This window comes from Alishewanella aestuarii B11 (assembly GCF_000280055.1).
Lineage (GTDB): Bacteria > Pseudomonadota > Gammaproteobacteria > Enterobacterales > Alteromonadaceae > Alishewanella > Alishewanella aestuarii.
Map to the genome: position 1 here is coordinate 1 of NZ_ALAB01000038.1, position 12,789 is coordinate 12,789.

Consider the following 12,789-nt stretch of genomic DNA (forward strand, 5'->3'; position numbering starts at 1 on the left):
TTCAAGGAATTGCGCGATCGCGAGTAAACGCATGCGTTTACGCGCATTTTTCTCAGCGCGGGAAAGTTTAAGAATATCTTCAGAGGTCTGATTTATAAAGCTAAGATTAGACTAATTCGGCTAGCATAATTAGAACAGAAAATCAGATGGAATGGTATTAACCAGCATTGCAGCGCTCAGAGCAGCATGCTAAGGTGCAGTTTAATCGCACATAATGTATGTTTTGTATGCACTTGAATAATGCTTTGCAGTTTTCTGCTTTACCTTTGTTGGCTTCTTTGTATAATGGCGACTCCAACGCTAGGGGCATAGTTCCAATTGGTAGAACAGCGGTCTCCAAAACCGATGGTTGGGGGTTCGAATCCCTCTGCCCCTGCCACTTCCTGATATGACAAATCTTAATTCAACTCAATATTTACTGTTACAGCAACTCGGTATCAAGCCATTGCAACCGAAGCAAGGTTTTTTCGCTATGCCGGAAAAGGCTCTGCCATCAGCTGCTGAACGCTTGAGTGGCCAGCTAGTTGCTGATCTGGAAACCTGTCTGACGCTGACCTCTTTGCAAGGTTACCGCATAGCGGTGCAACAGAATGCGTTTAGCGTGCAGCAGCAACAATTACTGCTCGATCCCCAGTTACAATTTACTCCTCAACAAAAACGTGCGCTCTGGACACTGCTGGGTGATTATATCAATGACTGAGATCCGCCCGTTAGAGCCTAAACAGATAGCCGAGCTTTATCTGATTGAACAAGCTGCCAATCCTTATCCCTGGTCAGAGAAGGTATTTGCCTCTTGCTTTGGCGAGCGCTATTTTAGTTTTGGTATCTATCTGCAAGAACAATTAAAGGGTTTCTATTTTGGCCAGCATATCGCTGTCGAAGCGCAACTGTTTAATATCTGTGTGCGGGTAGATGCGCAAGGGCAGGGGCTGGGGGCTCAGTTGTTGCAGCATTTTATCGCTCAGTGCCAGCAACGTCAGGTACTGGATGCCTGGCTGGAAGTGCGTGAATCAGCAAAGCATGCCATTCTGTTGTATCAAAAGTATGGTTTTATTGAAACCGGCCGCCGCGCCAACTATTACGTTAATGCCGCAGGTCGTGAAGCCGCCGTTTTAATGGCATTACCGCTGTAACATCTGCTTGCTGTTCAAGATGCTGTGAGTGAGCCGTTACGGCTGCTATAATAGCCGGCATTTACCAATACAGCTGCGACAAAAGTTCTCAGCGCTATTAGTTACGGAAATTATGACCAATCAAGCCTTTATTGCGGAAGTCGACAGCCGCAGAACCTTCGCTATTATCTCGCACCCGGATGCCGGTAAGACCACTATCACCGAAAAGGTGTTGTTATTCGGGCAACTTATCCAAAAAGCCGGTACCGTTAAAGGCAAAAAATCCGGCCAGTATGCCACCTCGGACTGGATGGAGATGGAAAAAGAGCGGGGCATCTCGGTTACCACCTCAGTGATGCAGTTTCCTTATAAAGACTGTCTGGTTAACCTGCTGGACACCCCCGGTCACGAGGATTTCTCGGAAGATACCTACCGCACCCTGACCGCCGTAGACTCTTGCTTAATGGTAATCGACGGCGCCAAAGGTGTTGAAGATCGGACCATCAAGCTGATGGAAGTTACCCGGCTACGTGATACACCTATTCTGACCTTTATGAATAAAATGGACCGGGATATCCGCGATCCGGTTGATTTACTCGATGAAGTGGAAAGCGTATTGAAAATCGCCTGCGCCCCTATTACCTGGCCTATTGGTTCGGGTAAGGAATTTAAGGGCGTTTACCATATCCTACGCGATGAGGTGATTTTTTATAAATCGGGTTTTGGCCATACCATTCAGGATGTCGATATCATCAAAGGTATTGATAACCCTGAGTTAGATCAACGTCTTGGCTATTTCGCGCAACAATTGCGGGACGAAATGGAGCTGGTGCAGGGCGCCAGTCATGAATTTGACCGCGAGTTATTTTTAAAAGGTGAGTTAACACCGGTATTCTTCGGTACGGCGCTGGGTAACTTTGGTGTCGATCATATGCTGGATGGGCTGACTGACTGGGCTCCGGCACCCCAGGCGCGTGAAACCACCAGTCGTAAGGTTGAGCCAACAGAGAGTGGCTTTAGCGGTTTTGTGTTTAAGATCCAGGCGAATATGGATCCGAAGCACCGCGACCGCGTCGCCTTCCTGCGTATCGTGTCGGGCAAGTATGAAAAAGGTATGAAAGTTCGGCACGTCCGTATTGGCAAAGACATTTTGATCCCGCAAGCCTTAACCTTCCTCGCCGGCGACCGCGAGCATCTGGAAGAGGCCTATCCCGGCGATATTATCGGTTTGCATAACCATGGTACGATCAAAATTGGTGATACCTTTACCACAGGCGAGGATATGCAGTTTACCGGTATCCCGAATTTTGCACCGGAATTGTTCCGCCGCATCCGGCTGCGTGATCCGCTGAAACAAAAGCAATTATTAAAAGGCCTGGTACAGCTGTCAGAAGAAGGCGCTGTGCAGGTTTTCCGGCCACTGGACAATAACGACCTGATTGTTGGTGCCGTTGGCGTACTGCAGTTTGACGTGGTGGTGCATCGCTTAAAATCAGAATATAACGTTGATGCCTTGTACGAGAGCGTCAACGTCAGCACGGCGCGCTGGGTTTATTGCGATGATGCCAAAGCGCTGCAGGAATTCCAGAACAAAGCCAGCACTAACCTGGCATTGGATGGTGGCGATAGCCTGACCTATATTGCACCGACCATGGTTAACCTTAACCTGGCGATGGAGCGTTATCCGAAGATCAAATTCTTCAAAACCCGTGAACACTAACAGGTTAAGTAATGAATATTAAACAGCTTTTAGCCAATAAAACTCAGGACGCCTTTATTAAGTTAGGCTTGCCGGCTGAGACCAATCCGGCAGTGACGCAAAGCACCCGGCCGGAATTTGGTGACTACCAGATCAATGGCGCGATGAGCGCCGCTAAACAGTTAAAAACCAACCCACGCCAGTTGGCTGAGCAACTGGTTGCCTTGTTAGCCCTGGATGACCTGGCCAGCAAGGTTGAGATCGCGGGGCCTGGCTTTATTAATGTGACCTTAAAGCCCGAGTGGCTGGCCGGCGAATTAGCCAAAGCCGCCAGTGATGCCCGCCTGGGCGTCAGCGCGAATCCGCAACCACAAACCGTAGTGGTGGATTACTCGGCACCAAACCTGGCGAAGGAAATGCACGTCGGTCATTTGCGTTCGACCATTATCGGCGATGCCGTGGTTCGTACCCTGGAGTTCTGGGGTGATAAAGTGATCCGGCAAAACCATATGGGGGATTGGGGCACCCAGTTCGGGATGCTGATCGCGCATCTGGAAGATAAACTGGCCGAGGGCGTGGATCTGGAAAGCGTCGCACTGGCCGATCTGGAGGACTTCTACCGTCAGGCGAAAAAGCGTTTTGATGATGAAGCCGGCTTTGCCGATAAATCCCGTGACTATGTGGTGAAACTGCAAAGCGGGAATGCACATTGTCAAAAACTGTGGCAACTCTTTATCGATACCTCGGTTAAGCACAGCAATGAAGTGTATCAGAAGCTAAATGTAACGCTGACTGATGCCGATATCAAACCGGAAAGCGCCTACAACCCGATGCTACAGCCGATTGTTGATCAACTGGTTGCAGCTGGCATTGCGGTTGAAGATCAGGGCGCGCTGGTGGTGTTTTTAAGCGAGCTGGCCGATAAAGAAGGCAAGCCATCGCCCTTTATTATTCAGAAAACCGGCGGTGGTTTCCTCTATGCCACCACCGATTTAGCTGCGTGTCAGTATCGTAGCCATCAGCTGGCGGCGGACCGGATTATTATCTTTACCGATGCCCGCCAGGCGCTGCATTTTAAGCAAGTTGAACTAACGGCCCGTAAAGCCGGTTTACTGCGTGCCGACACCGCTTATGATCATTGCCCGTTTGGTACCATGATGGGCGAAGATGGTAAGCCGTTTAAAACCCGTACCGGCGGCACAGTTAAGCTGGCTGAACTGCTGGAAGAGGCAGTAGTGCGGGCGGACGCGGTGGTGCGGGAAAAATCCAGCGAGCTGTCGGAGCAAGAGATCGCCGAGATCGCGCGTAAAGTGGGGATTGGCGCGGTGAAATTTGCCGATCTGTCGAAGAACCGCACCAGTGACTATATCTTTAGCTGGGATGCGATGCTGGCTTTTGAAGGCGCTACGGCTCCTTATCTGCAATACGCGTACACCCGGGGGCGCAGCATTTTGCGTAAAGCTGAGGTTGCAGACAGCTTCCAAGCGCCTATCGTACTGACCGCGGAGCAGGAAAGGCTGCTGGCGGTGAAAATCCTGCGCTTTGAAGAAACGCTGCAGCAGGTGATGAAGGATGCCCAGCCGAATTTACTTTGTAGCTACCTGTACGAGCTGGCCAGTTTGTTTATGACCTTCTATGAAGCCTGCCCAATCCTGAAAGATGGCGTTGATCCTGCTGAGCGGGATAGCCGTTTAATGCTCAGTATTATCAGTGCCCGCCTGCTGGCCAAAGGCTTGGATCTGCTGGGTATTGAGGTGATGGAGCGTATGTAAGATGAAAATTGATGATATTCGCCGTAGTTACACCAAAGATAAGCTGGATGCGGATAATTTAGCCGCTGATCCGATAGTGCAATTTGAGCAATGGCTAAAAGATGCGATTACTGCTGAATTGCCGGATCCGACGGCAATGTGTGTCGCAACGGTGGATGCATCAGGCCAGCCGTCGCAACGGCTGGTGCTGTTAAAAGACGTCAACAGCAGCGGTTTTACTTTTTATACTAACCTTGGCAGCCGTAAAGCCTCTGAGCTGGCGGTTAATCCGAAGGTCAGTCTGCACTTTCCCTGGCATCCACTGGAGCGCCAGGTGATTGTTTACGGCACCGCCGAGCGCGTACCCAGCAGTCAGGTAGTAAAATACTTTCTGTCACGACCCAAAGAAAGTCAGCTGGCGGCCTGGGCCTCAGAGCAAAGTCGGCCGATTTCGACCCGGCACGCCCTGATGCAAAAGTTTGCCGAGATAAAACATAAGTTTGAGCATGGCGAAGTGCCGTTACCCTCATTTTGGGGCGGCTTTTTGGTGAAACCGTCGAAAATAGAATTCTGGCAGGGAGGCGAACACCGCTTACACGATCGCTTTATGTATCAGCGTCAGCCAGATGGCAGCTGGCAAATTGAGAGGCTTTGTCCTTAATTAAGCCATGGCCTCATTTAGTTCTGCAACAATTAACCCAAGCCGCCTGCCATCAGGCGGCTTGGCGCTTTTTGATACCCACTGTCACCTCGATTTACCACAACTGGCACCACAGCAGCAGGAGCATTGGCAGCAGGCAGAGTTGGCCGGTGTCAGAGCACTACTGATCCCGGCGGTCTCGGCTGCAGCCTGGCCTGACTTACTGCAATTACGGGCCACAGAACCGGCCTGGCAAATTGCGCTGGGGATACATCCCTGGTGGGCGGCGCAGCATAACTTGCAGCATGTGATACAGCTGGCTGACTTACTGGAACAACACCGCGGGCAGGTAGCTGCGATAGGTGAAATTGGCCTTGATTTTGCGCTGGATAGCGACACCTTCGAGCTGCAGCAGCAGCTATTTAGTGCCCAACTGACGTTGGCTAACCGCCTGGATCTGCCGGTGATCCTGCATCATCGCAAAAGTCAGGTGCAACTGCTGGCGGAGTTAAAACGGCAACGTTTTGCCGCTGGCGGCATCCTGCATGCATTTTCAGGCAGTTATGCGCAGGGGATGGCCTTTATCGAGCAGGGTTTTAAACTGGGTATCGGTGGCACTATCACTTACGAGCGTGCGGAGAAAACCCGTAAAGCGGTATCAAAGCTGCCGCTTGCGGCCTTAGTGCTAGAGACGGATGCACCGGCAATGCCGCTGTCTGGCTTTCAGGGGCAAACCAATACGCCGGCACAATTACGACGGGTGTTTGAAAGCTTATGTAATTTGCGGCCAGAGCCACCAGAGCATCTTGCTACGGCGCTATGGCAGAATAGCCTGACAGTGCTGAGATTAAGCCGCTGAGACGGTAACTCAGGTTTGCTGCTTGACCGGCAGCTGACGATAGCGGCTGGTCAGACGGTAAAAGCTGCGTTTTAACAACATGCCGATGGCGGCAGTCAACAAAAACAGTCCCAGCATCTGTTGCATCAGTTGTTGCCAGAAATCATAACCCGGGAACAGGTTTTTATCATGTAACAGGCTCACCTTAATGTAGCCGAGCAATTGTTGATTAACCCGGATTTCTTCTACCATTGGGATCAAAGGTAATGCCTGATCCGGGCTATACAGTAAACGCGCCGGCGTATTAGCTTCAGACCAGCTCAGGCGCACACCGTTGGCATCGTAAACCACCACATCATGCAGAAACGGATTTTCTGCAATATGTTGTGTCAGTTGCTGCAAGCCTTCCAGCTGATCATTTTCCAGTAAGTAGCCGGCGGTATGAGACAGCGCACTCAGCGTCTCACGCATCAGCAGCTGGTTTTGCTGCTGTAGTACCTGCTGTCCTTCCGCCCGGGCACTACTCCAGCTGTGTAGAATAAACCAGATCCCAAGTACAGCCAGCGCCAGCTGTAGCAACGTAATAACACTTGAAGAAGGGTTAGCGGATAAGCTATGGTGCTGCATATTTCTTAACGACAATACCGGTTTGCCTGAATAGGCGCTAGGATGCCATGCCTGTTGCCCCAAGTACAGAAAAGTAAAGATATGTACAGATAAGCACAGATACGTACAGATTTAACCGTTTTGTCTGCTAAGGCGAATGGTTGTCACAGCGCAATAGCTAAAGTTCAGACAATACAGCACAGATAATAAAGTACAGACAGTAAAATACAGGATTTAACTTGAACTCATCAGTACAGCCCAATCCGTTCAATGATCTCGCGCCACTGCAGTTAGTTACAGCCTATGGTGGGCAGTGTCACCTTAACTGGCATGCCGGTCAGTTTAGCGAGGTGAAAGTAGCAGACCTTAAACCCGACTTGCCGGTACTGCTTTGTTTTGGCCGTGACTTCAGCTGGCAGCTGCTTAGCACCCTGGCGCAGGCACTTGCCTTACCATCAGGTGGCTATACGCTTAGCCAGAGTAAGCCGCATCCGGCGCTGCCGGCAGCACTGCGGTTACACCTGCCTTTGACTTATCAGCCAACGCCGGCGTTACTCAGTCGTTTAGCCCTTGATCACGACTGTCAGCTGGTTTATCTGGCGCAGCAGCCGACGTTACGCAAACCTGGTTTGCTGGTGATGGACATGGATTCTACGGCGATTGAAATTGAATGTATCGATGAAATTGCCGCTCTGGCGGGTGTCGGTGAGCAAGTGGCTGCGATAACGGCCCGCGCAATGAACGGCGAGCTGGATTTTGCGCAAAGTCTGTTAGCGCGGGTTAAGGCCTTAGCCGGTGCGCCAGAGTCGGTATTAGCCGCTGTATTACAAACACTGCCGTTAATGCCGGGCTTAACGGAGTTGGTGCAGCAACTTAGACAGCATCAGTGGCAGCTTGCCATTGCCTCCGGTGGTTTTACCTATTTTACCGAGGCGCTACAGCAGCGGCTTGGCCTGAGTGCGACCTTTGCTAACCAGCTGGAAATCGTTGACGGTAAATTAACCGGCCGGGTGCTTGGCAATATTGTTGATGCGAAACGCAAAGCTGAAGTTGTGACTGAACTGGCGCAGCGTTATCAGATAGCGCCATCGCAGACCGTTGCTATTGGTGATGGCGCCAATGATTTACCGATGTTGGCCGAGGCTGCGCTAGGCGTCGCTTTTCATGCTAAGCCGAAGGTGCAGGTGGTGGCAAAGGCGGCGATTACTACAGGTTCCTTATTACAACTGCTGTATCTGTTGGATTGTCCGTGAACCATCAGCAAAGCTCGCTGTTTCTTGAGCTGCCACCTTACCGCTTGCATCTGCGGCAGCTACAGCCGCTAGCGACGCCTCTGGCGCCGGTATTATATCTGCACGGTGCGGTAGAGAATGGCCGGATTTTTTACAGCCAGAACGGTAAAGGCCTGGCTTGCTTTCTGGCGGAGCAGGGGTTTATTGGTTACGCCGCTGACTTTGCTGGTCGGGGCTTGTCACAGCCGAGCTTAGCTGAAGGCTTGCAGCAGGATCAACAACAAATGATTTGCCGGGATATACCGGCGCTGCTGAATTACGTTTACCAGCAACATCAGCAGAAAGTCATTCTGATTTGCCACTCCTGGGCCGGCGTGCTGGCCGCGGCCAGTCTGGCGCGATTTCCTGAGCTGGTGGACAAAGTGCTGGCTAAGGTCTGTTTTGGTACCAAAAGAGTGATTAGTGTGAACAGCCTGGCGCGAAAATTAAAAATCGACCTGTGTTGGAACACCCTGGCGCCCTGGCTGGGGCAGCGCTATGGTTATGTGCCCGCTAAACGCTGGCGTTTTGGCGCTGACGATGAACCCACGCAGTTCCTGTGTGATACCGTACGCTGGATCAAGGGCGCTCCCTTTGTTGATTGCAGTGATGGTTTTGACTATCAGGCTGCCTGTCAGCAGCTAAACTGGCCGCCGCTGTGGCATTTTGCGGCGGAACATGACCAGCTACTCGGGCATCCGCAGGATGTGCAGGCTTTTATGCGGGAGGCGGCTCAGTCAGAGGGGCGCTATACCTTGCTAAGCCAAGCGAATGGCTATCTGCACCCTTATGATCATATTTCGATGCTGACTGCCGCGGCTGCTAAAGAAGAACATTTTACAGAGTTGGTAAACTGGCTCGTTCAGTTAGTGACTGCAGAATAAACTGTCGCTGCAGTTCCTGCTGCTGTGCAGCTTCCGGCTGCAAGCGGTTAACCAGTTCAGATGAAATATCAAAACCTTCAATTACGCCCTCGACATGCCAGAGTTCTTCTTCCAGCACCCTGGCTTTATGAATGGCATAAATACTGATGTAATTCAGCTCCCTGGCCAAATACTCCGGATCCATTTTACCAGCACGGATCAGTGAGCAACGGAACCCTAACAACGTATGTGTCGAGAGTGCATCGACAAGGTGCTGCTTCAGCTCCGCCGCCGAATTAAATTCAAAGTCAAAGTCGCTACTTAGTTGCAAGCTACCGTCGTCGTTTTGTTGCACTGTCAGATAGAGTTCGTAATGAAACGGTGGATCCTGTCGTTTCATCTGCTTTAGCTTTTCGGCTAGTTTTAGCTCCAGGAGTGGATGTTTCGTCAGGACACTCAGTGGCGCGGATGCGGGCTGTTGCTGTGGCAATTGCAACAAGGCCTGTAATTGATTGCCTTTGTTCCCGCAACCCACAACGGCGATATCGTGCCGCAGCCCATAGCGATGCACATAGAGCACCAGCGATTTACAGCTTTGCAGATACATATTGCGCAAGGCTTCGGATAGACCAGGATATTTGGGGGTTTCCTGCGCTACGGTCAGTTTGCTGCGATTACTCTGGATCAGCTGGCTAAAAAATTGTCGGCCCAGATGTGATTCCGTCTTAGCGGCTTTTAGATTGATAATAGTCCGGTTTTTACTCACCGCCATCACTTCGTAAGGCAGGGCACTGAGCTGATATTTGCTGGTAATTTTTTGCAGATCAGGTAAATCCACCAGTAATACGTCGCCTTTTTTAAAATCGACCGCTATTTCTGTTTCCAGCTGCAAGCCGCCGGCAGAGAAGTCGCGACTGTATGCGGGTATCGGGGTATCATCCACTCTGGTGCGCAGTAAAACCTGAGTTTTATACAGATAACGTGATTCACTGCGTAAATTGACATAGTGAACCGGTATCGCTTCACAGGTGACAACTTTGCCGGCCTTGCTCAGGCCAAATTGATTGAGAGCGGCCAGCTTAGTGCTGTCAAAGCGATACGCGGCGTAATAATGCCGCTGCGAGGCATTACTGATATCCGCTAGCGTAATCATATAACGCACATCTCTTAGCATACTGGCTACTAGTGGGGAGGGTTGGACTAACCCATGCTCTCCCGGCAATGCAAATTTGCTGGTCGCCTCCTCTGCCGCCACAGACATTAAACTTAACTGAAATACCCGCCAGCTCGGTTTACCAGCACCGAAGCCCCAGAACATCTGCCGCAGCTCGCTGGAAGCTGCCAGTTCACTGGCTAATGCCGTATAAAAATACAATTTGCCCTTAGCGGCATGGGTAAAGCAGTATAGGGTTGCGTTGCGCTCACTATTATTCAGCAGCTGTTTGAGTCTACGGGCATTCAGTACCTGACCCAGTACCGATTGTTGTTGCTCGTCGATAAAATAGTGCCAGATACTTCTGCTATAGTCGCTGGTCAATGCAAAGCGACTGGCCAGGCTGCCCTCGGCAACGGTCAGGAAAACCGGCAGACCTTGTAGCCGGGGCAGGTAGTATTGCTCATAGCCTTTGGTCAGGGCGCCGTCGAGAATATTGTCCAGATTCAGCTTATAACGTCTTTTATTGCCCTGAATAAAGCTATGTAAAAACTGATTGAATGCCGGATTTCTCTCCGGCTCCAGACGTTTCAGGCGCCAATAGGCATGTTTATCCTGCTCTTTGATCTCAAGGATTTGATATTGCAAAGTATCCACCAAATCCAGTGCATATTCGCGCTCTAGCCCGGTCAGCGCCAACCGGACCACATCGCCGGCCATTGCGGTTTTCCCGAACGGTACTTTCAAGCGGCAACCCGATACTGACAGGTCGGTGGTCATAGCGTTGCTATTGCCATCGGGGTGTTTTATCTCCACCTCAATGCTAAAGTTCATCCGCTCCTCTGCCCGGCTAATGTAGTGTCCGAAGCGAATAAACCGATGCGCTGAGGGTGCTGCATTATCCTCTGGCGTGGTAAAGGACTCGGCAGGCGAGGGCTCGGGCAACTGAGGACCTTTGCGAAGGTTCTGTAGTGTATGGCGAATATGCTCGTCAGTTTCTTTCCGATGTCTGACCCGGTAATTATTGTCAGCATTCATTACTTCTTCATAAACGCCGACCGTATACTTACCGTAAGCTTCCAGGCCCTGCTCAAAGATTTGCCGCGCCTGATCATCCAGATAATGGGTTTTGCCCCGATATTCGTAAGGCTTTACATCTCCGTCCACATGACCACGCAAATCGATGTAGTAGTTGCAGGGCTGGGCCAGACGTCTGAGTTCCATTCGCAGCAGAAATTGCTTGGATTTGGGTAAACCATTGGTCACCGAAGCAAAAGTCTGCTCAAACTCGCTCAAGTCCAGCATGCCGCGAAGTCTGGTGATAATACCCTGATATGCCTGAAGGTCTGTTGACGTCATAATCTGATGATTCAGTTGCCAAAAATATGGCAGCGTCCGGTTATAATAAGGTTAAACTAGCTTAATAAGTTTTAAAAGCAATATCCGTGCCTTCCAATAATTCCTGGAGTAAGAATGGCAAAAAGTAAAACGGCATATGTGTGTAATGAATGTGGTGCTGACTTTATGCGCTGGCAGGGGCAGTGTACTGAATGCGGTGCCTGGAATAGTATCAGCGAAGTCCGGTTGGGCGCCGTGAAAGCTGGTAGCAGTCGGCTGGGTGGTTATGCCGGCGCGACAGTGGCCCGTGTGATGCGACTGGATGAGGTCGACTTGCAGGATGTACCACGTTTTAGCTCTGGCTTTGCTGAGTTTGACCGGGTACTGGGTGGCGGCATAGTACCGGGCTCTGCGATCCTGATCGGCGGTCACCCCGGTGCCGGAAAAAGTACTTTGTTACTGCAAATTATGTGCGGCCTGGCCGCACAGGGCGGCGCACTGTATGTGACGGGGGAAGAATCGTTGCAGCAGGTTGCGATGCGGGCACAGCGCCTGGGATTGCCGATGTCTGAATTGAAAATGTTGGCTGAAACGAACGTCGAAACTATCTGTCAGCTGGCGCAGCAGGAAAAGCCGCGCATTATGGTGATTGACTCAATTCAGGTGATGCATCTGGCTGATATTCAGTCGGCACCGGGCAGTGTGTCACAGGTCAGGGAAAGCGCGGCGTATTTAACCCGCTTCGCCAAGCAGCATCATATCGCTATTATCATGGTCGGGCATGTAACCAAAGATGGATCTCTGGCCGGGCCTAAGGTATTAGAGCATTGTATCGATTGCTCAGTGATGCTGGATGGTGACGCTGACAATCGCTACCGCACCTTGCGCGGCAATAAAAACCGCTTTGGTCCGGTCAATGAGTTAGGGGTGTTTGCCATGACTGGCCAGGGGATGAAGGAGGTAAAGAATCCTTCCGCGATCTTTCTGACCCGTGGTAAGGAAGATCAATCCGGCAGTATCGTCATGGTGCTATGGGAGGGTACCCGACCGCTTTTAGTAGAAATTCAAGGGTTGGTTGACTATTCGCCACTGAATAATCCACGACGGGTGACACTGGGGATGGAGCAAAACCGGATTGCGATGTTACTGGCAGTGATGCACCGCCATGCCGGGATCCAGATGGCGGACCAGGATGTGTTTGTTAACGTTGTCGGTGGGGTCAAGGTTAATGAAACCAGCGCTGATTTAGCGACCTTACTGGCGTTAGTCTCCAGCTTTCGGGATAAGCCATTACCGAATGATTTAGTGGTATTTGGTGAAGTGGGATTAGCAGGTGAGATCCGGCCGGTGCCCAGTGGTCAGGAACGACTGAAAGAGGCCGCGAAGCATGGTTTTAAACGGGCGATAGTGCCGCTGGCTAATCAACCGAAGGAACCTATTGCCGGGATGGAAGTGGTCGCTGTGGCACGCCTGGCTGAGGCCTTGGAAGCGCTATAAAGCAAAACGCCTCTGCGTAGG

At 51.1% G+C, this 12,789-nt stretch carries 11 protein-coding genes and 1 tRNA gene; 10 read left to right on the forward strand and 2 right to left on the reverse strand.

The window, feature by feature from the left end; genetic code table 11:
• Positions 1-302: 302 nt before the first annotated feature.
• The 7 genes from AEST_RS13955 (at position 303) to AEST_RS13985 (ending at position 6,061) form a co-directional block, all read left to right on the forward strand.
• Positions 303-379 (forward strand) — tRNA-Trp (locus AEST_RS13955).
• A gap of 9 nt (positions 380-388) precedes the next feature.
• Positions 389-700, forward strand: a complete 312-nt coding sequence (locus AEST_RS13960; RefSeq protein ID WP_008609804.1) for a hypothetical protein — start codon at positions 389-391, stop codon at positions 698-700.
• The gene (gene rimI, locus AEST_RS13965) at positions 693-1,133 is read left to right on the forward strand and encodes a ribosomal protein S18-alanine N-acetyltransferase (protein WP_008609805.1); all 441 of its coding nucleotides are present in this window, start codon (positions 693-695) and stop codon (positions 1,131-1,133) included. The genes AEST_RS13960 and rimI overlap by 8 nt, the downstream gene beginning before the upstream one ends.
• A gap of 112 nt (positions 1,134-1,245) precedes the next feature.
• Positions 1,246-2,832 carry a peptide chain release factor 3 gene (gene prfC / locus AEST_RS13970; protein ID WP_039925564.1) on the forward strand — a complete coding sequence of 529 codons (1,587 nt, stop codon included), beginning with the start codon at positions 1,246-1,248 and terminating at the stop codon, positions 2,830-2,832.
• An 11-nt stretch (positions 2,833-2,843) separates the two neighbouring features.
• On the forward strand, positions 2,844-4,583 hold the full coding sequence (gene argS / locus AEST_RS13975; protein WP_008609807.1) for an arginine--tRNA ligase: 1,740 nt from the start codon (positions 2,844-2,846) through the stop codon (positions 4,581-4,583).
• 1 nt (position 4,584) lies between these two features.
• A complete protein-coding gene (gene pdxH / locus AEST_RS13980; protein ID WP_008609808.1) occupies positions 4,585-5,223 on the forward strand; it encodes a pyridoxamine 5'-phosphate oxidase in 639 nt (212 codons plus the stop codon).
• Between the two features lie 7 nt (positions 5,224-5,230).
• Complete coding sequence (locus AEST_RS13985; protein ID WP_008609809.1) at positions 5,231-6,061, forward strand: TatD family hydrolase; 831 nt, start codon at positions 5,231-5,233, stop codon at positions 6,059-6,061.
• 9 nt (positions 6,062-6,070) lie between these two features.
• Here the strand turns inward: AEST_RS13985 and AEST_RS13990 are convergent, their stop codons facing one another.
• A complete protein-coding gene (locus AEST_RS13990) occupies positions 6,071-6,682 on the reverse strand; it encodes an AhpA/YtjB family protein (protein ID WP_238534612.1) in 612 nt (203 codons plus the stop codon).
• A 203-nt stretch (positions 6,683-6,885) separates the two neighbouring features.
• On the opposite strand from AEST_RS13990, the gene serB reads away from it, so the two are divergent.
• Both serB and AEST_RS14000 read left to right on the forward strand, forming a co-directional pair.
• Positions 6,886-7,899: a phosphoserine phosphatase SerB gene (gene serB, locus AEST_RS13995; protein WP_008609813.1), complete on the forward strand. Its 1,014-nt coding sequence runs from the start codon at positions 6,886-6,888 to the stop codon at positions 7,897-7,899.
• Positions 7,896-8,801: an alpha/beta fold hydrolase gene (locus AEST_RS14000; RefSeq protein WP_008609814.1), complete on the forward strand. Its 906-nt coding sequence runs from the start codon at positions 7,896-7,898 to the stop codon at positions 8,799-8,801. Before serB ends, AEST_RS14000 begins: the two co-directional genes overlap by 4 nt.
• On the opposite strand, the gene AEST_RS14005 is transcribed toward AEST_RS14000, so the two are convergent.
• Entirely contained in the window at positions 8,755-11,292 is a 2,538-nt protein-coding gene (locus AEST_RS14005; RefSeq protein ID WP_039925555.1) for a PilZ domain-containing protein, read from the reverse strand. The two genes, AEST_RS14000 and AEST_RS14005, sit on opposite strands and share 47 nt — an antisense overlap.
• 114 nt (positions 11,293-11,406) lie before the next feature.
• Here AEST_RS14005 and radA point away from each other — a divergent pair, with 114 nt between their 5' ends.
• Positions 11,407-12,768 carry a DNA repair protein RadA gene (gene radA, locus AEST_RS14010; protein WP_008609816.1) on the forward strand — a complete coding sequence of 454 codons (1,362 nt, stop codon included), beginning with the start codon at positions 11,407-11,409 and terminating at the stop codon, positions 12,766-12,768.
• Positions 12,769-12,789 lie beyond the last annotated feature (21 nt).

Bases quoted from the DNA above. Each gene is read 5' to 3' on its own strand.
- radA (WP_008609816.1), top strand. From the start codon at position 11,407: ATGGCAAAAAGTAAAACGGCATATGTGTGTAATGAATGTGGTGCTGAC.
- pdxH (WP_008609808.1), top strand. From the start codon at position 4,585: ATGAAAATTGATGATATTCGCCGTAGTTACACCAAAGATAAGCTGGAT.
- prfC (WP_039925564.1), top strand. From the start codon at position 1,246: ATGACCAATCAAGCCTTTATTGCGGAAGTCGACAGCCGCAGAACCTTC.
- AEST_RS13985 (WP_008609809.1), top strand. From the start codon at position 5,231: ATGGCCTCATTTAGTTCTGCAACAATTAACCCAAGCCGCCTGCCATCA.
- AEST_RS14005 (WP_039925555.1), bottom strand. From the start codon at position 11,292: ATGACGTCAACAGACCTTCAGGCATATCAGGGTATTATCACCAGACTT.
- argS (WP_008609807.1), top strand. From the start codon at position 2,844: ATGAATATTAAACAGCTTTTAGCCAATAAAACTCAGGACGCCTTTATT.
- rimI (WP_008609805.1), top strand. From the start codon at position 693: ATGACTGAGATCCGCCCGTTAGAGCCTAAACAGATAGCCGAGCTTTAT.
- AEST_RS13960 (WP_008609804.1), top strand. From the start codon at position 389: ATGACAAATCTTAATTCAACTCAATATTTACTGTTACAGCAACTCGGT.